14 protein-coding genes, 1 tRNA gene and 1 pseudogene are annotated in these 19,584 nt (G+C 66.1%); 12 read left to right on the plus strand and 4 right to left on the minus strand.

The window, feature by feature from the left end:
- The first annotated feature begins 173 nt into the window (after positions 1-173).
- From ACTXG9_RS17930 to ACTXG9_RS17940, 3 genes and pseudogenes are all read left to right on the plus strand, one after another.
- Positions 174-1,809 (plus strand): annotated as a pseudogene (locus ACTXG9_RS17930) (autotransporter domain-containing protein).
- A 97-nt stretch (positions 1,810-1,906) separates the two neighbouring features.
- Entirely contained in the window at positions 1,907-2,902 is a 996-nt protein-coding gene (locus ACTXG9_RS17935; RefSeq protein WP_456115397.1) for a 2-hydroxyacid dehydrogenase, read from the plus strand.
- A gap of 58 nt (positions 2,903-2,960) precedes the next feature.
- A tRNA-Thr gene (locus ACTXG9_RS17940) sits at positions 2,961-3,036 on the plus strand.
- A 66-nt stretch (positions 3,037-3,102) separates the two neighbouring features.
- Here ACTXG9_RS17940 and ACTXG9_RS17945 read toward each other — a convergent pair.
- Positions 3,103-3,435 (minus strand): hypothetical protein, encoded by a 333-nt coding sequence (locus ACTXG9_RS17945; protein ID WP_019659277.1) that lies wholly within the window; start codon positions 3,433-3,435, stop codon positions 3,103-3,105.
- A gap of 13 nt (positions 3,436-3,448) precedes the next feature.
- On the minus strand, positions 3,449-4,084 hold the full coding sequence (locus tag ACTXG9_RS17950; RefSeq protein ID WP_456115398.1) for a GyrI-like domain-containing protein: 636 nt from the start codon (positions 4,082-4,084) through the stop codon (positions 3,449-3,451).
- Between the two features lie 316 nt (positions 4,085-4,400).
- Here ACTXG9_RS17950 and cyoA point away from each other — a divergent pair, with 316 nt between their 5' ends.
- The 4 genes from cyoA to cyoD are packed head-to-tail and all read left to right on the plus strand — an operon-like array spanning position 4,401 to position 8,417.
- Positions 4,401-5,441 carry a ubiquinol oxidase subunit II gene (cyoA, locus tag ACTXG9_RS17955; RefSeq protein ID WP_014646391.1) on the plus strand — a complete coding sequence of 347 codons (1,041 nt, stop codon included), beginning with the start codon at positions 4,401-4,403 and terminating at the stop codon, positions 5,439-5,441.
- A 2-nt stretch (positions 5,442-5,443) separates the two neighbouring features.
- Entirely contained in the window at positions 5,444-7,441 is a 1,998-nt protein-coding gene (gene cyoB / locus ACTXG9_RS17960; RefSeq protein WP_019659275.1) for a cytochrome o ubiquinol oxidase subunit I, read from the plus strand.
- On the plus strand, positions 7,438-8,076 hold the full coding sequence (gene cyoC, locus ACTXG9_RS17965) for a cytochrome o ubiquinol oxidase subunit III (RefSeq protein ID WP_019659274.1): 639 nt from the start codon (positions 7,438-7,440) through the stop codon (positions 8,074-8,076). The genes cyoB and cyoC overlap by 4 nt, the downstream gene beginning before the upstream one ends.
- Positions 8,076-8,417: a cytochrome o ubiquinol oxidase subunit IV gene (cyoD, locus tag ACTXG9_RS17970; RefSeq protein ID WP_005415725.1), complete on the plus strand. Its 342-nt coding sequence runs from the start codon at positions 8,076-8,078 to the stop codon at positions 8,415-8,417. Before cyoC ends, cyoD begins: the two co-directional genes overlap by 1 nt.
- 117 nt (positions 8,418-8,534) lie before the next feature.
- On the opposite strand, the gene ACTXG9_RS17975 is transcribed toward cyoD, so the two are convergent.
- On the minus strand, positions 8,535-10,595 hold the full coding sequence (locus ACTXG9_RS17975; protein ID WP_111099008.1) for a putative bifunctional diguanylate cyclase/phosphodiesterase: 2,061 nt from the start codon (positions 10,593-10,595) through the stop codon (positions 8,535-8,537).
- A 149-nt stretch (positions 10,596-10,744) separates the two neighbouring features.
- Between ACTXG9_RS17975 and radA the strand changes: the two genes are divergently transcribed.
- The 4 genes from radA (at position 10,745) to ACTXG9_RS17995 (ending at position 17,093) form a co-directional block, all read left to right on the plus strand.
- The gene (radA, locus tag ACTXG9_RS17980; protein WP_019659272.1) at positions 10,745-12,121 is read left to right on the plus strand and encodes a DNA repair protein RadA; all 1,377 of its coding nucleotides are present in this window, start codon (positions 10,745-10,747) and stop codon (positions 12,119-12,121) included.
- A 202-nt stretch (positions 12,122-12,323) separates the two neighbouring features.
- Positions 12,324-14,180 (plus strand): ATP-binding protein, encoded by a 1,857-nt coding sequence (locus ACTXG9_RS17985; protein ID WP_456115399.1) that lies wholly within the window; start codon positions 12,324-12,326, stop codon positions 14,178-14,180.
- Positions 14,181-14,229: 49 nt separating this feature from the next.
- Complete coding sequence (locus ACTXG9_RS17990; RefSeq protein WP_456115400.1) at positions 14,230-16,536, plus strand: hypothetical protein; 2,307 nt, start codon at positions 14,230-14,232, stop codon at positions 16,534-16,536.
- A gap of 92 nt (positions 16,537-16,628) precedes the next feature.
- Positions 16,629-17,093: a hypothetical protein gene (locus ACTXG9_RS17995; protein WP_456115401.1), complete on the plus strand. Its 465-nt coding sequence runs from the start codon at positions 16,629-16,631 to the stop codon at positions 17,091-17,093.
- A 156-nt stretch (positions 17,094-17,249) separates the two neighbouring features.
- Here the strand turns inward: ACTXG9_RS17995 and ACTXG9_RS18000 are convergent, their stop codons facing one another.
- On the minus strand, positions 17,250-18,044 hold the full coding sequence (locus tag ACTXG9_RS18000; protein WP_019659268.1) for a cytochrome C assembly family protein: 795 nt from the start codon (positions 18,042-18,044) through the stop codon (positions 17,250-17,252).
- Positions 18,045-18,166: 122 nt separating this feature from the next.
- Here ACTXG9_RS18000 and ffh point away from each other — a divergent pair, with 122 nt between their 5' ends.
- Entirely contained in the window at positions 18,167-19,543 is a 1,377-nt protein-coding gene (gene ffh / locus ACTXG9_RS18005) for a signal recognition particle protein (RefSeq protein WP_010483267.1), read from the plus strand.
- The last annotated feature ends 41 nt before the right edge of the window (positions 19,544-19,584 follow it).

Here is a 19,584-nt window from a genome sequence, read left to right on the forward strand (position 1 = left end):
GTGGCGAATGCGTCGTCGAGTTTTACGCGACGATGACCGGATGGGGAAGAGTGTGCATCGATCGAATTCCCATTGTGAATGTATTCATTTTCCAGGATCCGTTCCACTGGGGGAGATCATCCCGCTGCGGCGTTGATCGCTCCATCCGCGTGTTGCGGGTGGAGAGAGAACACATGAAGTACTCGACGTTGAGCCTGGCCCTGGCCGGGCTGATGGGCGTTGCCGCCATAGCCGTGGTGGATGACGTCATGGCAACGAATTAATCACGTGCAGAGCGATCGCATCTTCCTGAGTGGAGATGTGACCTACGCCGACGCGGTGTCCCTGCCGGCATTGCTGGCCAAGGCACAGGCCGAAGGCCGGCCGGTCCGTGAGGTGGTGCTGCGTACGTCCAATGGTGGCGCGTTGATCGCCGGGGAGTGGCTGCAGGGCATCATCCGCACCTCCGGGCTGAACACCATCGTGTCCGGCAATTGCATCTCATCCTGCTCGATCATGCAGTCCGGCGGCGTCGAGCGCTATCTGGCCGGCGATCTGCCGCTCATCGACTCGGTGCAGATCCACGCAGCCAGCAGCGGCGGCAAGGTGATCTACACGCCGTCGCCGCGCATGACCCAGATCTATAGCGGCAACTACGGTGGTGGCATGGATGCCGGGCTGCTGCACAAGGCCATGTATGAAGTGGTGAAGCCGAACGGCCTGCTGGTGTTGCGCGTTCCGGCACGCGGCACCGGTCCCTCGGTCACCTTCGACCCCGATGGCAGTGGCAGCAAGCTGGAGTCGTTCCCCGGCCAGGACATCTACAGCAACAGGATCATCACCGCATACGGGTACCGCGATCCGGGCGACACCCTGAACGTCACCGCCAACGTGACCGGTGACATCAATCCCGGCTACCTGCGCACCGGACGCCAGCTGCAGGCGTTCGTCGATGATGATTTCGCGCGCTGGAATACCGACTGGCGATCCACCTACATCAATGTCGCACAGAGCATCTACACCGCATCCAGCCGCGGCCCGCAAGGCATCGGTGCGCTCTCGGTGCAGGGTTACCTCAGTGACCCGGACATCCAGGACCTGTTGCTGTCCAAGCTGCGGCTGGCTGATCTGGATGTCTCCACGCTGGACAACGCCAAGGCCAGCGATGGCTCTGGTTTCACCGGTGATGTGCGCGCGCTGGACGTGGGCGGTTACCTCGATGCGACGTACGCGCGCGGCTATCTGTCGGCGGCCGTGCGCTACACCGATCTGCGGCATGACGCCCGTCGCAGCATCGGCGGTATCGATGGCCTGCAGCAGCCCCTGCGCGCGAAGTACAGCAACGATGCGATCTCCGCACGTGTTGAACATGCGTTCTCGTTCACCACCGGCAAGGGCCTGGTGATCCAGCCGTTGCTGCCGGTGGTGGACTACGCGCGCACTTCGGCCACCCGCTTCAACGAAGGGCAGGGCGCCGGTGCGCTGGTTGGCCGCAGTGGCAGCCTGGAGAGCATCCGCGTGGGTGCGGGCCTGCAGCTGTTCAAGACCTTCGAAGGCAACAACGGTGAGCGCATCACCCCGCGCGCCCGGGTGGTCTGGCAGAAGGAGCTGGGCGATTCGCAGGCCCGCTACAGCACCGGCTTCGCCGCAGCTCCGGATCTGGTGTTCGGCGCCAGCAGCCAGGCGGTGGGCGAGCAGGTGCTGGCCTGGAACCTGGGTGTGACCAGCCGTGCCAGCGAGCGCCTGTCGATCATGGCCGACTACGTGGGCGAACGCCGCGATGGGCAGATCCAGAACGGCGTGATGCTGGGCCTGGGCTACCGGTTCTAAAGGGCACTCGGCCCCGGCGATATCCGTATCGCCGGGGCCATCCCATCAGGGCAGGTGCTGCGGTATGGTCGGCAGGGAATTCCCGCCAGGCCCGTCCATGCAGATCGCCGTCTTCAGTGCCCGTCCCTACGACCGCCGCTTCCTTGATGAGGCGAACCAGCGCGATGCAGCTGGGGACGGCTTTGTGTTCGTGTACTTCGATGTGGCGCTGGACGTGCACACGGCGGCGCTGGCGCAGGATTGCGCAGCCGTATGCGTGTTCGTCAACGACCGCCTGGATGCGCCGGTACTGCACGCCCTGCATGCGGTGGGGGTGCGGGCCGTGCTGCTGCGATGCGCAGGTTTCAACAACGTGGATCTGGCGGTTGCAAAAGCGCTGGATCTGTTCGTCGCACGCGTACCGGCCTATTCGCCTGAAGCCGTGGCCGAGCATGCGCTGGCGCTGGTGATGACCCTCAATCGGCAGACCCATCGCGCCTACAACCGGGTGCGCGAAGGCAACTTCATGCTCGATGGCCTGCTTGGGCGCACCCTGCATGGCCGCACCGTGGGCATCGTCGGTACCGGCAAGATCGGCCTGGCCACTGCGCGCATCTTCAAGGGCATGGGCTGCATCGTGCTGGGACACGACCCGTATCCGTCGGCTGCGTTCGGCGGAATCGGCGATAGGGTCGGGCTGGATGAACTGCTGGCACGTGCCGACATCGTGTCGCTGCATTGCCCGCTGACGCCTGAGACCCACCACCTGATCAATGACGCGTCGCTGGCGCGGATGAAGCCGGGCGCGATGCTGGTCAATACCTCGCGCGGCGCACTGGTCGATACCCATGCGGTGATCCGCGCGCTGAAGGCGCGCCGGCTGGGTCATCTGGCCATCGACGTGTACGAGCAGGAAAGCGCGCTGTTTTTCCAGGACCTGTCCGGCGAGATCATCGACGACGAGGCCTTCCAGCGCCTGATGACCTTCCCCAACGTGCTGGTGACCGGCCACCAGGGCTTCTTCACCGTGGAGGCGCTGCAGGAGATCTCGGCGATCACGCTGGGGAACCTGCGGGACTTTGCCGAGGGGCGGGTGTGTGCGAACCGGGTGTAGCGGGCTGAGCCGGGTGGATTGACCGCCGGGGCGCCCAGCCCGTAAAATCGCGGGCTCCGCCGGAATAGCTCAGTTGGTAGAGCGGCGCATTCGTAATGCGTAGGTCGCAGGTTCGACTCCTGTTTCCGGCACCAGTTGCAATGAAAAGCCCCGGCCTTTGGCCGGGGCTTTTTGTTTGGCCGATTGGCGGCGCGACGCCATCAACGCCGCGCCATCCCCGCATCCTTCGCCAGCCACCACGCCAGCTGCTGGAGATAACCACCCGCTGCTCCCGCCAATGCGCCGATCAGCAGGCGTGCGAGCACTCTGGTCCCGCGGCTGGCCCGCTCGCGTACCCATGGCAGCACCGCGACCACCTGCGCACCCAGCAACAGCATCAGTACGTCCAGTCCCGACGCATCCACCAGCGGCAACAACGGCAGCAGATCCGGATTGCAGGCCAGCACGATCACCAGCGTAGCCCCAAGCACGGCCATCAGCCGGCGCCCGGCGGGCAGGGTGGTCCAGCGCAGCAGTCGTTCGATCATGCGCATGACGTTCCTCGGGTCATGCGCGAGAACCCTCGTCAGGCCCAACCGCCCGCACCGGTTGCCGCAGCACGGTCTTCAATCTCGCCGCGTCGGTCTTTCGCGGATCACTCAGGTAGATCTCATGGTGGGGGCCGGCAAAGGTGTAGCCCAGCGAAGGCATCAGTTCGTCGTGCAGATGAGCCAGGATCGGGCCTTCGTCATCGTAGGCGCCCACATGCAGGGTCTGCAGGCAGAGGCCTTCCTCAAGCAGCCTATGACGAAGGCCAGCCGGTGTCTCGCCCAGCTTCTTCGTCGCCTTGGCGATGGCGGTCTCCAGTTGCCCTGGGCTGATCCCATCCGGCGTACGGATCATCACCGTCCACGACCACTCGTCCTTGCGGCGTGCCACAAAGCTCGCCGGGTCGTCGGCGGTCCAAAGCGCTTCCAGCGGCGGCACTACGTAGTCACGGCCCTCGGCCTTCAGCGCGAACTTCAGTGCATAGCTCACTGCATACAGCCACTGCACCGACTGCAGGTAAGCCGGGGCGGTATTCGGGTCGCCGCGGCCGTCGATCATCAGGTAGGGCAACGGTGGCACCTCCACTTGGACGAACCGGCCTGCCGGGGGCTGGTACAGCGCCCGGTCGCGCTTCTTGAAGTCGATATTGTCCATGGCGTCCCTCCTGCCTGGAGCATCCCATGTTCCTGTCTGTCCGCGCACCTGAATCTGTTCAGGCGACTTTGCCGAGCGCGGCGGATCACCGGCCGATGCCATCGTGCGTGCGCGGTGCGACAACGTGTCGCAGCCAGAATCGGGCCTTTCCTGCGCTCGATCAATGTCAATGCCTTTCTTAAATGATGGGTGACGGCCTAAAATTGAAAGGCTGACTCGACCCCACCTGCCTGCCTGTCTTCCGGACCGGTGGGACCGGCTTTGGCCGGAACAGGCAGGGACGGGGAACGGCATTCCCTCGCAATTGGATCGACCGATGATTCCGTTGAAAACCCTTGGGCGCTGGTTGCGCCCGGGCCTGCTGCTGTCGTTGCTGGTGATGCTCACCGGCTGCGATGCCGTGGCCATCCTCAGTCCGAAGGGCCAGATCGGCCAGGATGAGAAGACCCTGCTGATCACGGCCACCGTGCTCATGCTGCTGGTCGTCATCCCGGTCATCATCATGACCCTGACGTTCGCGTGGAAGTATCGCGCCTCCAACACCAAGGCCCGCTACGAGCCGAAGTGGTCCCACTCGACGGCGATCGAGGTGGTGGTGTGGTCGATCCCGTGCATGATCGTGCTGGTCCTGGCGGTCCTGACCTGGCGCTCGTCGCACGCACTGGATCCGTACCGTCCGCTGGATTCGGACGTCAAGCCGGTCACCATCGAGGCGATCTCGCTGGACTGGAAGTGGCTGTTCATCTATCCGGAAGAGAAGGTGGCGGTCGTCAACGAAATCAAGTTCCCGGTCAACACGCCGCTGAACTTCAAGATCACGTCCGATTCGGTGATGAATGCGTTCTTCATCCCGCACCTGGGCAGCATGATCTACTCGATGGCTGCGATGGAGACCAAGCTCCACCTGATCGCCAACGAGACCGGTGAATTCCCGGGCATGTCTTCGCACTACAGCGGCGCGGGCTTCGCCAAGATGCACTTCACCGCCTACTCGGTCACCGATGCCGAATACCGCCAGTGGCTGGACCAGGTCCGCGCCGGCGAGCAGACCCTGGACAAGGCCTCGTTCAAGGCCCTGGGCGAAGCACGCAACGCCGAGTGGTATCCGGTCACCTACTTCGGCAAGACCGAAGAAGGCCTGTTCGACTGGGTCATCGCCAAGCACATGGGCGACAACAAGCATTACGGCATGAAGCACTCGCATGCCGGTGCCGCCGCTGCCGACGCCGCCACCCATGAAGCGCACGAGGGCCACGCCCCCAGTGATGCGCATGATTCCAAGGAATCGGGTGAAAACCTGGATGCCAACGAACACGAACACGCAGGCCATGCCGGCCACGCGGGTTCGGGAGAATGAACATGTTGGGAAAACTCTCTCTTGAGTCGATCCCCCACGATCCGATCGTGCTGACCACCCTGGTCGGCGCGGTGCTGGGTGGCCTGGGCGTCGTCGCCCTGATCACCAAGTTCAAGCTGTGGGGCTATCTGTGGAAGGAGTGGTTCACCTCGGTGGACCACAAGAAGATCGGCGTGATGTACCTCATCGTCGCCTTCGTCATGCTGCTGCGCGGCTTCTCCGACGCCATCATGATGCGCACCCAGCAGGCGCTCGCCGTCGGCGGGTCCGAGGGCTACCTGCCGCCGCACCACTACGACCAGATCTTCACCGCCCACGGCGTGATCATGATCTTCTTCGTGGCGATGCCGCTGATCACCGGCCTGATGAACCTGGCCGTGCCGCTGCAGATCGGTGCGCGTGACGTTGCGTTCCCGTTCGTCAACTCGCTCAGCTTCTGGCTGTTCGTGGCGGGCGCGGTGCTGATCATGCTGTCGCTGTGGATCGGTGAGTTCGCCGCCACCGGCTGGCTGGCGTTCCCGCCGTTGTCGGGTATCGAATACAGTCCAAGCGTCGGCATGGACTACTACATCTGGGGCCTGCAGGTGGCGGGTTTGGGTACCACGCTGAGTGGTATCAACTTCTTCATCACCATCCTGAAGATGCGTACCCCCAGCATGAAGCTGATGCAGATGCCGGTGTTCACCTGGACTGCCCTGGTGACCAACGTGCTGATCGTCGCTGCCTTCCCGGTGCTGACCATCACCCTGGTGCTGCTGACCCTGGATCGTTACCTGGGTACGCACTTCTTCACCAATGATGGTGGCGGCAACGCCATGCTGTACATCAACCTGATCTGGATCTGGGGTCACCCGGAGGTGTACATCCTGGTCCTGCCGGCGTTCGGTGTGTTCTCCGAAGTCATCGCCACGTTCTCGCGCAAGGCGCTGTTCGGCTACAAGGGCATGGTCTACGCCACCGCCTGCATCGGCGTGCTGTCGTTCATCGTGTGGCTGCACCACTTCTTCACCATGGGCTCGGGTGCCAACGTCAATGCCTTCTTCGGCATCACGACGATGATCATCTCGATCCCGACCGGCGTGAAGATCTTCAACTGGCTGTTCACCATGTTCCGCGGTCGCGTGCACTTCACCACCCCGGTGCTGTGGACCATCGGCTTCATGGTCACCTTCGTCATCGGCGGCATGACCGGCGTGATGCTGGCGATCCCGGCCATCGACTTCGTGCTGCACAACAGCCTGTTCCTGATCGCCCACTTCCACAACGTCATCATCGGCGGCGTGGTGTTCGGCATGTTCGCCGGCATCACTTACTGGTGGCCGAAGATGTTCGGCTTCCGCCTCAATGAGTTCTGGGGCAAGTGCGCGTTCTGGTGCTGGTTCATCGGCTTCTACGTGACCTTCATGCCGATGTACGTGCTGGGCTTCATGGGCATGACCCGTCGCCTGCAGAGCACCGTCAACCCGGCCTACGAGCCGCTGCTGCTGGTTGCTGCCTGCGGTGCGTTCATCGTCGGCGCCGGCATCCTGTGCCAGATCATCCAGGTGGCCGTGTCGATCCGCGACCGCAAGAAGACCGTGGACCTGACCGGTGACCCGTGGGATGCCCGTACGCTGGAGTGGGAAACCTCCTCGCCGCCGGCCTTCTACAACTTCGCGACCCTGCCGGACGTCACCGAGCTGGACGATTTCTGGGAACGCAAGCAGCGTGGTGAAGCCTGGCCGAAGCCGGCCAAGTACACCGACATCCACATGCCGCGCAACACCGGCACGGGCGTTGTCATCGGTGCCTTCAGCCTGGTGTTCGGCTTCGCGATGATCTGGCACATCTGGTGGCTGGCCATCGTCGGCTTCGTCGGCATGATCGCCACGTTCATCTACCGCACCTTTGACCAGGACGTGGACTACTGGGTCCCGGCCGCCGAGGTGGAACGCATCGAGAACGCACACCGCAAGCACCTGGAAGCCCAGGGCCTGGTGAAGTCGGAGCTGAAGGCATGAGCACCAATACCTCGACCCTGAGCCACGGGCACGCCGCACACGCGGCGGCCCATGGCCATGACGACCACGAGCACCACGACACCGGCGGCAACACCGTCTTCGGTTTCTGGGTGTACCTGATGAGCGACTGCCTCATCTTCGCCTCGCTGTTCGCCACCTACGTGGTGCTGGCAGGCGGTACCGATGGTGGCCCCACCGCGAAGGACCTGTTCGAGCTGCCGTTCGTGGCGTGGGAAACCGCGCTGCTGCTGACCTCGTCGCTGACCTTCGGCCTGGGCATGATTGCCATGCACCGCAAGCAGATGGGCCAGATGTACCTGTGGCTGGGCATCACCTGGCTGCTGGGCTTCGGCTTCATGTGCATGGAAGTGTGGGAGTTCCAGCATCTGATCCATCAGGGCTACGGTCCGGACCGCAGTGCCTTCCTGTCGGCGTTCTTCGCCCTGGTCGGTACCCACGGCCTGCACGTCAGCGCGGGCCTGCTGTGGCTGCTGGTGATGTTCGTGCAGCTGAAAAAGTACGGCCTGACCGCGACCAACAAGACCCGCATGGCGTGCCTGAGCCTGTTCTGGCACTTCCTGGACCTGATCTGGATCGGCGTGTTCTCCGTCGTCTACCTCAATGGAGCGCTGTAATGGCACATGACAACCATGCACACGACCACGGCACCGGCGGCGAAAGCCACGGCAGCGTGAAGTCGTACCTGATCGGCTTCGTGCTGGCGGTGGTGCTGACCGTCATCCCGTTCTGGATGGTGATGTCGGGCGATTTCTCGCGCACCGTCAACGGTGTGGTGATCGCGGTCACCGCGGTGCTGCAGATGCTGGTCCACCTGGTGTTCTTCCTGCACCTGGACCGCTCTTCGGAAAGCCGCTGGAACGTCAACGCGGCGGCCTTCACCGTCGTGGTGATCGGCATCATCGTGATCGGCACCCTGTGGGTCATGCACAACATGAACGTGCACATGATGCACTGACGTCCTCGCGACGTTGCCACGCAGAAAGGCCGCCCTCGGGCGGCCTTTCTGGTTTTCCGTTGTCCGGTAGTGCCGGCCGCTGGCCGGCAATCGCGGGAAGCCGGCCAGCGGCCGGCTTTACCCCGCCACCCGGCGCAGGAACTCCTCTGCCTCCATCGGCCGGCCCAGGTGGTAGCCCTGCAGCTGGTCGCAGCCCAGCTCGCTCAGGTACTCGCGCTGCGCCTGCGTTTCCACGCCTTCGGCCACCACCTGCAACTGCAGGGTGCGGCCCAGCGCAATGATCGACGACACGATGGCGGCATCTTCGTCGTTGCATTCCAGATCACGAACGAACGCGCGGTCGATCTTCAGTTCGGTGGCCGGCATGCGCTTGAGGTACAGCAGGCTGGAATAGCCGGTGCCGAAGTCGTCGATGGCGATGTGCACGCCCATCGTGGTCAGGTCGTTGAGGATGGCCAGGCTGGCATCGACGTCCTTCATCGCGGTGGTCTCGGTGATCTCCAGGGTCAGCCGGGCCGGTTCGATCCGATGCCGCTGCAGTACTTCGCGCACGCTGTCCAGAAGCGCCGGCGAGGCGAACTGCAGCGGCGACAGGTTCACCGCCATTGTCCATTCCGCATGCCCGGCATCGTGCCATGCCCGCAGCTGCGCGCAGGCCTGGTCCAGTACCCAGTCACCGATCGGCAGGATCAGGCCGCTGCGTTCGGCGATCGGAATGAACACATCCGGCGCCAGCAGCCCCAGCTCCGGGTGCTGCCAGCGCAGCAGCGCTTCGGCGCCGGTGGCCGGTGCGCCCGCGGCCGGGAATTTGGGCTGGTAATGCAGGATCAGTTCGTTGCGGGCGATGGCCTTGCGCAGGTCCTGCAGCAGGCGCAGCTGGCGATTGGCACTGAGCTGCATCGAGGGAGTGAAGAAGGTATAGCCGTTCCGCCCGGTTTCCTTGGTGTGGTACATCGCCGCATCGGCGTGCGCCATCAGTTCGCGCTCATTGCTGGCGTCGTCCGGGTACAGGGCGATGCCCAGGCTGGCGCTGACCTGCAGTTCGGCCGCATCCAGCGTGAACGGCTCACCGGCGGCGGCAATGATGCGCTCGGCCACCACCACCGCATCGTCGGGAATATCGATGGCCAGCACGATCACGAACTCGTCGCCGCCGAGGCGGGCGAACGTGTCCTGCGGGCGCAGCAGGCCGCCGATGCGCTGCGCCACCGCCACCAGCAGGCGGTCGCCAAGCTGGTGGCCAAAGGCATCATTGACCGCCTTGAAGCCGTCCAGGTCGCAGAACATCACCGCCACCGCATGATTGCGTCGCCGCGCCTTCTCGATGGCCTGCTCGATGCGGTCCTGCAGCAGCATGCGGTTGGGCAGCTGGGTCAACGGGTCGTGCAGTGCCGCCTGGATCAGCTTGTCGTTGGCGTGCGCCAGCGAATCGGCCAGCAGCCCGGTGCGCACGCGCATCTGCCGGTCGAACAGCGAGGCCACCAGGGCGATGCCCAGCGTGGCCACGGTGGTGACGATCACCAGCACCGCCAGCCAGCGCGTGTCGATGCCGCCGCTGCCGACGGCGCCACAGATGCTGCCTTCGGGGAAGCGCGCCGCCGCCATGCCGGTGTAATGCATGCCGACGATGGCCAGGCCCATCACCAGCGATGCGAGCGCGCGCAGCAGCAGGGTGTTGCGCTGCTCGGCGCGCAGCCGGAAGGCGATCCACAACGCCGCACCTGCGGCACCGATGGCCACCGCAATGGAGGCGGCGAACCAGCCGGGGTGATAGTCGATGCCCGGCTGCATGCGCATCGCGGCCATGCCCAGGTAGTGCATGGTGGCAATGCCCAGGCCCATCAGTACCGCACCGGCCAGCAGCTGCCGCCACGGCAGGCTGGGGCGCGACACCAGCCACAGCGCATAGGCCGAAGCGCCGATCGAGACGGCCAGCGAGTACAGAGTGATGCCCAGGTCGTAGCCGACCGGAATCGGCAGGTCGAAGGCAAGCATGCCGATGAAATGCATCGACCAGATCCCCAGGCCCATGGCCGCCGCGCCACCCGCCAGCCACCAGCGTGCCACGCGCCCCTCGGCCGTGGCCAGGCGGCCGGCCATGTCCAGCGCCGTGTACGAAGCAAGAATGGCCACCAGCAGCGAGATGGCGACCAGGCTCTGACTGTAACTGCCAGTCATGTTGAATCCAGAGGGAGAGGGAGGGGCGCCCGCAAGGCGCACGCCCGCGACAGCTATCGGCGCGGGTGGACGGGACTTGAGCGGTCGCAGCACCTGCGACCCGGCTCGGCTATCCTGCCACGCCTGTTCCCATTGCTGGAAATCATCCGATGGCAAAAGCCCGCACCGCCTACGTCTGCAATGAATGCGGCGCCGAATTCAGCAAGTGGCAGGGGCAGTGCACCGAGTGCAACGCCTGGAACTCGTTGTCGGAGATCGTGCTGGAGAGCGCGGCGGCGGCCAAGGCGCCGGCCTCGCGGCGGGCCGGCTGGGCCGGGAAGATCGACCCGCCGAAGATCACCGCGCTGAAAGACGTGGAGCAGACCGAGCATCGCCGGGTCTCCACCGGCATCGGCGAGTTCGACCGCGTGCTGGGCGGCGGCCTGGTCGAAGGCGCGGTGGTGCTGGTGGGCGGCGACCCGGGCATCGGCAAGTCGACGCTACTGCTGCAGGCGGTGGCGAAGATGGCCGCTGAACTGCCAGTGCTGTACGTCACCGGCGAGGAGTCGCTGGCCCAGGTGGCTGGCCGTGCGCATCGCCTGGAGCTGCCGCTGGACGGCGTCAATGCGCTGGCCGAGACCGGCGTCGAGTCGATCCTGCAGCACGCGGCCAAGGCCGGCCCGCGGCTGATCGTGGCCGACTCGGTGCAGACCCTGTGGACCGAAACGCTGACCGCGGCGCCCGGCTCCGTAAGCCAGGTGCGCGAGAGCGCGGCACGGCTGGTGCGCTTTGCCAAGGAAACCGGCACTGCGGTGTTCCTGGTCGGCCACGTCACCAAGGAGGGCGGCATCGCCGGCCCGCGCGTGCTGGAGCACATGGTTGATGCGGTGCTGTACTTCGAAGGCGAGAGCGGCAGCCGCTTCCGCCTGTTGCGCGCCTTCAAGAACCGGTTTGGTGCGGTGAACGAACTGGGCGTGTTCGCGATGGGGGACAAGGGCCTGAAGGAAGTCTCCAATCCATCGGCCATCTTCCTGTCCGGCGGCAGCACCCATCAGCCGGGCAGCTGCGTGATGGTCACCCGCGAGGGCACGAGGCCCCTGCTGGTGGAGGTGCAGGCGCTGGTCGATGCATCGCCGCTGTCGAACCCGCGCCGTGTCGCGGTCGGCCTGGAGCAGAACCGCCTGGCGATGCTGCTGGCGGTGCTGCATCGGCACGGCGGCGTGCTGGTCGGCGACCAGGACGTGTTCGTCAACGTGGTCGGCGGCATCCGCGTGCAGGAGACCGCCGCCGACCTGCCGGTGCTGCTGGCGGTGCTGTCGTCGCTGCAGGATCGGCCGCTGGCGGAAAAGACGATTGCCTTTGGCGAGGTTGGCCTGTCCGGCGAGATCCGCCCGGTGCCCAATGGCGAGGACCGCCTGCGCGAGGCCGCCACCCATGGCTTCAAGCGCGCCATCGTGCCCAAGGCCAATGCGCCCAAGGGCGGTTCGGTGAAAGGCATGGAGGTGATCGCGGTGGAACGCCTGTCCGAGGCCATCGACGCGGCGTGAGGCCGGCCCTGTAGAGCCGAGCCCACGCTCGGCTGCTTTCTGTGGAGTCGAGCCATGCTCGACTGGTGGTCGAACAGCAGCCGAGCATGGGCTCGGCTCTACAAGTGTCCAATGCAGTAACGGTCAGCTTCACTGTGCTAGTTTTTCCCGCTCGACGAAGACGCCCTCTGGCGTCTTTCCGTGCCCAGGAGTAAACGATTACATGCAGGACACCGCGCTCACCGCCCCCAACGCCGAGATCCGTCGCGCCGGGGTCGATCTCAATGGACTGATGACGGTGCTGGGCAAGCACCTGTATTCCACCCCGGTGGTGGCGCTGCGCGAACTGGTGCAGAACGCGCACGACTCGATCATCCGCCGCCGCATCGAGCAGCCCGGCGTCGCAGTGCCGTCGCGCATCTCGGTGCAGGTCGATGCCGGTGCCGGCGTGCTGCGCATCTCCGATACCGGTGCCGGCCTGACCCGCCAGGAGATCCACGATTACCTGGCCACCGTCGGCGTCGGCTATACCCGTGGCCTGCGCCAGGGCGGCGAGGACGATGAGGGCCTGATCGGCATGTTCGGCCTCGGGTTCCTGTCGGCCTTCGTGCTGGCGCGCCGGGTCAGCGTGCGCACCACCTCGTACCAGACCCCGGACCTGGGCCATCTATACGTGTCCAGCAATGCCGAGCAGTACACGGTAAGCGAAGTGCCGGCACGTGCGGTCGGCACCGAGGTGGAACTGGAGCTGCATCCGGATTTCCTGCCGCTGGCCAACGAGGCGCGCCTGCACGAGGTGCTGGGCCGCTACTGCGCGCTGCTGTCCGAGCCGATCTTCATTGGCGCTGCGACCGAGGCGATCAATCCCGAGCCGCCACCGTGGCGCGGTCAGGGGGATGTTGCCGTGCATCCGGTGCAGGCCCGCCGCCAGGCGCTGCAGTTCGCCGCGCGGTTCGAGCATGATTTCGAGCCGATCGTCACCGTGCCGTTGCGTGCCGATGGCAACAGCGATGCCACTGGCCTGCTGTGGGTGCAGGACGGCGCCACCTATGGCACCAGCGACAACCGTAACCTGTCGGTGTTCGTGCGTGGGATGCTGCTGGATGACGACGCGCGCGACCTGCTGCCGCCGTGGGCCGGTTTCATCGGCGGGGTGATCGAATCCTCGCGGTTGACGCCCACCGCCAGCCGCGAAGACCTGCAGCGCGATGACCAGTACCGCGCGGTGCAGCATGCACTTCTGGAGGCGCTGATCGACGGCCTGGCCGACGTTGCGAAGCAGCAACCGGAAGCCTGGCGGCGCGTGCTGACCCGCCACAACGAGGCGCTGCTGGGTGCGGCACTGTGCGATGAGCGCCTGTTCGAACTGCTGATGGAGCATGTGCGGGTGCCGACTTCGCAGGGCGACCTGCCGGCCAGTGCGCTGCCGGCGCGCGGTGCCGTGCATGTCATCCTCGACAACGGCGGTGGCTTTGAAGAGATGCTGTTCCGCGCGATGGGCGTACCGGTCGCGCATGGCCATCGCTACGCGGTGGTGCCGTTCCTGCGGCGCTGGGCCCAGGCCAAGGGCCTGCGCCTGGTCGAGCTCGGCACCGAGCAGGGCAACCGCGCACTGTTCCGCAGTGATGACAGCCTCGACGAGGCGCAGCTGGCGTGGCTGCGCGAACAACTGGGCGACGGCGAGCAGCTGCTGCCCGCGCGTTTCAGCCCGGAGGCGCTGCCGGTGGTGGTGGTGCCCGATCGCGAGGCCGAGCTGAAGCAGCGGCTGGAAGACGACGAGAACGACAAGCGCGTCTCGATGGCCGCGCTGCGCCTGGCGCGCCAGTTCACCGCGCGCATCGAATCGCGCGCACCGTCGCGGCTGTATCTCAATCTCGACAACCCGGCGGTGCAGGCACTGCTGCGCGCCCAGCACGAGGGCCACCCACAGGCTGAGGCTGCGGCGCGCCTGCTGCGCTCGCTGAAAATCATCGTCGCCGCGCAGGGCCGCCCGCTGGCACGAACGAACGCTACGCCCGGCCCGGACCTCAACGGCGCCTTCACCGACATCGCCGGCGCCCTGCAGCAGATGCTGCGCTGAGCACCGCACCTTCTCATCCAGCCTTCGCTAGACAGGAGCAATTACCCCCATGGACATCTGGAACTGGGTCGAAAAGCTGCAGGGTGACCTGCGCCAGGCCGGCCAGGCGCAGAACGCGCACCTGCTGAATCGTCTCGCCGACGAGGTCAGTGAACTGCAGATCGACCGCGTCGATGCGCTGCTGCCCGAAGCACGCGCCCTGGGCAAGGCGCTGGACAACCCGTGGGTCGACGTCTACGTCGGCCACTGGGCGCTGCGCAACCGCGTCGGCAACCGCGTGGAAGGCGAGAGCGCACTCGGCGAAGCCGTAGCGCTGTTCGAGCGCGCGCACCGCGAGGACACCCTGGAATGCCCGCAGTCGATCTGCGTGACCCAGGACCTGGCCGCCTGCTACGGCAATATCGACGGCCCGGGCTGGGTGCCCGAGCGCATCGAGGTCTGCGACGAAACCCTTGGCCGCATCGATCCGAGCTGGGCCTGTTTCCAGTGCCTGAGCTGCGAGAAGGCCGATGCGCTGCTCGATGATGGCCGTGGCCAGGCGGCGCTGGATTACCTGCAGGTGCAGGCCGATGCCGTGGAAGCCTGTGGCAAGGAAGTGTTCGACAGCTTCCCGGAGATGCAGATCAAGATCCTGCTGGGCATGGGCCGTGCCGATGAGGCACTGGCGCTGATCGAGAAACGGGAGGCCGAAGTTGCTGCGTCCGGAGAGTACGAGCCGGCCAACTGCACGGTGCCGCGTCGCCTGTCCAAGGCCTGGGCGCTGGCCCAGCTGGGCCGCGACGAAGAGGCGCTGCAGCAGCTGGTGCCGTGGAGCGAGCTGACCCCGAACTACTGGCGGCTGTGGGCAAACACCGCCGCAGCACTGTGCCAGCGTGATGCCGCGCGCAATACGTGGGATCTGGGCACGCGCTTCAACACCATCATCGAGCACTTCGCACGGGTCGGTTCGCACCGCCTGCTGATCGAAGTCGCGGCGTTGAGCCTTGAGCTGGCGCTGCAGCGTGGCGCGCGCTGGGTCGCACTTCGGCAGCTGGAACTGGCCCGCACCCATCTGGCGCAGCTGCGCCAGGATCGGGGTGCTGCGGCGCTCGTGGCAGGCCTGGCCGCGCGCATCGAGGCATTGCCGGACGTCGCGCCGCTGCCGGTGCCGGCGGGCGAGCTGCTGGCATGGCTGGACGCGCAGGGCGAACAGAACCAGTCGCGCGATCCCGAGCGCGAAGCGCAGTGGTTGCTGCAGGCGCATGCCGAGCTGCCCGATGACGAGGCGCTGGCCGACATGGCCGCCTCGGCACTGAATGCCTGCGGCGCGCAGGCCGAGGCGCGGTCGCTGCTGTGGCGGTTCGTGCGCGGCCACACCCAGCACGATGGCCCCGCGGCCTACACGCTGATGCGTTGGCTGGCCGAACAGGGCGACGACGACGGACTGCGCCAGCTGGCCGATCTCTATCGCGGCAGCGTGCCGGTGTTCGCGCACTGGTGCGAGGTGCAGCGTGCACGCCGCGTGTCCGACTGGCCGGCGCTGGAGCAGGCGGCCCGATCGCTTCTGGAGCTGTCTCCGGGCTCGCACGGCGCGCGCGGCACGCTGGCGCGCATGTACATGGAAACCGGCCGTTTCAGCGAGGCCCAGGCCTGTTATGCACAGCTGGTGGAGCTGCTGGACGAGCCCAATGCCGCGCATTGGGACCACATGAGCGCAGCCAGCGCCGCGCGCGACTGGGACGCCGTGCGCCGCTCGGCGGCGGCGCTTGGCATGGAATTGTCCAGCCAGGACGGCGTGGTAGAGGAGCCGTGGGGCTGGGTGATCATCCGCAGCGAAGAAAACGGCGAGCCGATGGAGTACTACGCCCGTCGCAGCGGTCCGGTGACCGCGCGCATCGTCGAGAACGCACCGTCCAACCGCGCCCAGCAGGTGGGCGACTGGGTGGTGTTCGATGCCGCGCTGGTGCATCCGGCACCAGAGGAGGAGGAAGCACGCGAGCATTTCATCCCGACCTATGCGCAGGTGCATGTGCTGGAGCGCGGCGGCTTCGCCCGCAGCTGGATGATCGATGGCGCGCACCCGGGCGAAGAGGCCTGGAATGCCTTCGTCGAGGCGGCCGAAGCACAGGGCTGGAAGGTGTGGTCACACAGCCGGCCGGACTACACCGTCACCGACCCCGATGTGGAAGAGGGTACGTTGCCCGGCCTGCTGTTCACCGTGGCCCAGCCGCAGGACCACGCACCGCTGGCACTGCACCGCTTCCTGCAGCAGCACACCGCGACGTGGCCGCATCCGCATTGCTGGCTGCGCCTGGCTGAAGCCTGTGACCAGGATCGCCAGCCGCATCTGGACGTGATCGAGCGTTACGGGTTGTAGGCCGGATATCGGGTAGTGCCGGCCGCTGGCCGGCAGCACCGGGAGATCCTGTATTGCCGGCCAGCGGCCGGCACTACCTCAGGGAAAAATACATGCGAAAGACAGGGATGTTGATGATCGCCGGGCTGCTGCTGGCCCCTGCCGTGCAGGCGTCACCCGCCTGCCAGGAACCAGAGGCGGTGGCCCGCGCCTTCTACGCGGCAACGACGGGCGATGGTGATCTGCTGGAGCCACCCTCGGCCCTGGTCAGCCCTGCCTTCGGCAAGGCACTGCGTGGAGAGCGCGCCTGCCAGCAGCGCGAAGAGGGCATCTGCACCATCGATTCGGATCCGTGGCTGGATGCGCAGGACGGTGACATCGAAACCCCGGTGCGCTACAGCTGGAAGGAGGCTTCGGCCTCCGCCGGCCAGGTCGAGATGCGCTATTCGGTGTGGAAGAAGGACTACCTGACCCGCCTGCCGATGGTGCGCCACGGGCAGGGGTGCTGGCAGGTTGATGACATCCTCACCAACAGCGGTCGTTCGGTCCGGAAAATCCTGGCGCAGCCGATTCCCTGACCGGCGGCAGCGTCCGCGCATTGCGTGGCTGCCGGCCAGCGGCCGGCACTACCAGGGTGGGTGGGGGCGGCCGGTGGCCTGCAGTACCGGGGTGGGTGGGAACGGCCGGTGGCCTGCAGTACCGGGGTGGCTGCCGATCGTTGGTCGGCACACGGCCTATCGCGTATGCCCGAACACCAGCTCGATCACGAACTGGCTGCCGAAGAACGCCAGCAGCAGCAACAGCATCGCCGCCAGCGTCCAGTGCACCGCCTTCATGCCGCGCCAGCCGTAGCGGCGGCGGCCGATCAGCAGCACGCCGAACACGATCCACGACAGCACGCTCAGCACGGTCTTGTGCACCAGCTTCTGCGCCAGCAGGTCATCGACGAACAGTACGCCGGTGACCAGGGTCAGGGTCAGCAGCGCGAAGCCGACGGTGATCACCCGGAACAGCAGCGACTCCAGGTCAGCCAGCGGTGGCAGCGCGCGCAGCCATGGCCGGAACTCGCGGCGGCGCAGCGCGCGCTCCTGCAGCCACAGCATGATCGCCAGCAGGGCGGCGATGCTCAGCGTGGCATAGGCCAGCAGGGCCAGCCAGGCGTGGCTGGCCAGGCGCCAGCCCAGCACCTTGCTCGGCTCGTGGCCGTAGCCGTGGTAGGCCAGCAGCAGCACGGCAGCCAGTGGGAACACCACCACGCCCAGCGCCGACATCCGCCCGCGCGCGCCGACCAGCGAGGTCAGCCAGGCCATGCCCAGACCGACCAGCGACAGCGCGGCGAAGAAGTGCATGTCTGGCCCGCCGGTGGTACGCATCGCCACCATCACGTGGTAACCGCCATGCAGCAGCATCGCCGGCAGGGCGGGCCACAGCCAGGTGGGCGAGCCGGTGGTTTCATCGCGGCCGAGCGCGCGCACCAGCAGGGCACTGGCAGCCAGGTAGAGCAGGACGGCGATGAGAACGATTGTCATCGTTGCAGTTTCGCATACCCCTGTGATGCTGGCGACGGCCCTGTGGTCGCAGTCCGGGGCGACGGCCGGACCCGTTATACTGTCTGCCTTATTGTCCCCCGCTTTCAGACAGGTTGCGCCGCATGTTCGAGTCCCTGACCCAGCGCCTTTCCGGCACCATCGAGCGCCTGCGTGGCCGTGGCCGCCTGACCGAGGAGAACATCCGCGAGGCGACCCGTGAAGTGCGCATCGCACTGCTCGAAGCCGACGTCGCGCTGCCGGTGGTGCAGGCGCTGATCGAGCGCATCAAGGTACGCGCAGTCGGCCAGGAAGTGCTGAAGTCGCTGACCCCGGGCCAGGCCCTGATCAAGGTCGTGCGCGACGAGCTGACCGCCGTGATGGGCGCCGAAGCCAGCGACCTGAACCTCAACGTTCCCGCTCCGGCCATCATCCTGATGGCAGGCCTGCAGGGTGCCGGCAAGACCACCACGGTCGGCAAGCTGGCCAAGCACCTGAAGGAAAAGCGCAAGAAGAAGGTGATGGTGGTGTCGGCCGACGTCTACCGCCCGGCCGCGATCGAGCAGCTCAAGACCCTGGCCGAGCAGGTGGGCGTGCTGTTCTTCCCGTCCAGCGCCGACCAGAAGCCGGAAGCCATCGTGCGCGCGGCCATCGACGATGCGCGCAAGTCGTTCGTGGACGTGCTGCTGGTCGATACCGCCGGCCGCCTGGCCATCGACGAAGCGATGATGGCCGAGATCAAGGCCCTGCACGCGGCGGTGAATCCGGCTGAAACGCTGTTCGTGGTCGACGCCATGACCGGCCAGGACGCGGCCAACACCGCCAAGGCCTTCGGCGATGCGCTGCCGCTGACCGGCGTGGTGCTGACCAAGACTGACGGTGATGCCCGCGGCGGCGCCGCGCTGAGCGTGCGCTACATCACCGGCAAGCCGATCAAGTTCGTCGGTGTTAGCGAGAAGCCGGAAGGCCTGGACGTGTTCCATCCCGACCGTATCGCCAGCCGCATCCTCGACATGGGCGACGTGCTGTCGCTGGTCGAGCAGGTCGAGCAGCAGGTCGACAAGGACAAGGCGGCCAAGCTGGCCGAGAAGGTCGCCAAGGGCAAGAAGTTCGACCTGAACGACATGCGCGACCAGCTGGAGCAGATGCAGAACATGGGTGGCATCGGTGGCCTGATGGACAAGCTGCCGGGCCTGGGCAACATCCCCGATCATCTGAAGCAGCAGGTCAGCCAGGGCAAGGAAGTGCCGCGCATGATCGCCATCATCAACTCGATGACCAAGAAGGAACGGCGCAACCCGAACCTGCTCAACGGCTCGCGTCGCGCGCGCATTGCCAAGGGCTCGGGCGTGACACCGGCCGACGTCAACAAGCTGATGAAGCAGTACATGCAGATGGAAAAGATGATGAGCAAGATGGCCGGCGGCGGCATGAAGGGCATGTTGCGCAGCATGAAGGGCATGATGGGCGCCATGGGTGGCCGCGGCATGCCGTTCCGTTGATGACGGCCCCGGTCGCAGTCTGATGTAGCGCCCGAGCCCAC

Source organism: Stenotrophomonas maltophilia group sp. LNF247, assembly GCF_054083135.1.

Excerpts from the sequence above, each read along its gene's own strand:
- ACTXG9_RS17935 (WP_456115397.1), top strand. The coding sequence starts at position 1,907 with ATGCAGATCGCCGTCTTCAGTGCCCGTCCCTACGACCGCCGCTTCCTT.
- ACTXG9_RS17945 (WP_019659277.1), bottom strand. The coding sequence starts at position 3,435 with ATGCGCATGATCGAACGACTGCTGCGCTGGACCACCCTGCCCGCCGGG.
- ACTXG9_RS17950 (WP_456115398.1), bottom strand. The coding sequence starts at position 4,084 with ATGGACAATATCGACTTCAAGAAGCGCGACCGGGCGCTGTACCAGCCC.
- cyoA (WP_014646391.1), top strand. The coding sequence starts at position 4,401 with ATGATTCCGTTGAAAACCCTTGGGCGCTGGTTGCGCCCGGGCCTGCTG.
- cyoB (WP_019659275.1), top strand. The coding sequence starts at position 5,444 with ATGTTGGGAAAACTCTCTCTTGAGTCGATCCCCCACGATCCGATCGTG.
- cyoC (WP_019659274.1), top strand. The coding sequence starts at position 7,438 with ATGAGCACCAATACCTCGACCCTGAGCCACGGGCACGCCGCACACGCG.
- cyoD (WP_005415725.1), top strand. The coding sequence starts at position 8,076 with ATGGCACATGACAACCATGCACACGACCACGGCACCGGCGGCGAAAGC.
- ACTXG9_RS17975 (WP_111099008.1), bottom strand. The coding sequence starts at position 10,595 with ATGACTGGCAGTTACAGTCAGAGCCTGGTCGCCATCTCGCTGCTGGTG.
- radA (WP_019659272.1), top strand. The coding sequence starts at position 10,745 with ATGGCAAAAGCCCGCACCGCCTACGTCTGCAATGAATGCGGCGCCGAA.
- ACTXG9_RS17985 (WP_456115399.1), top strand. The coding sequence starts at position 12,324 with ATGCAGGACACCGCGCTCACCGCCCCCAACGCCGAGATCCGTCGCGCC.
- ACTXG9_RS17990 (WP_456115400.1), top strand. The coding sequence starts at position 14,230 with ATGGACATCTGGAACTGGGTCGAAAAGCTGCAGGGTGACCTGCGCCAG.
- ACTXG9_RS17995 (WP_456115401.1), top strand. The coding sequence starts at position 16,629 with ATGCGAAAGACAGGGATGTTGATGATCGCCGGGCTGCTGCTGGCCCCT.
- ACTXG9_RS18000 (WP_019659268.1), bottom strand. The coding sequence starts at position 18,044 with ATGACAATCGTTCTCATCGCCGTCCTGCTCTACCTGGCTGCCAGTGCC.
- ffh (WP_010483267.1), top strand. The coding sequence starts at position 18,167 with ATGTTCGAGTCCCTGACCCAGCGCCTTTCCGGCACCATCGAGCGCCTG.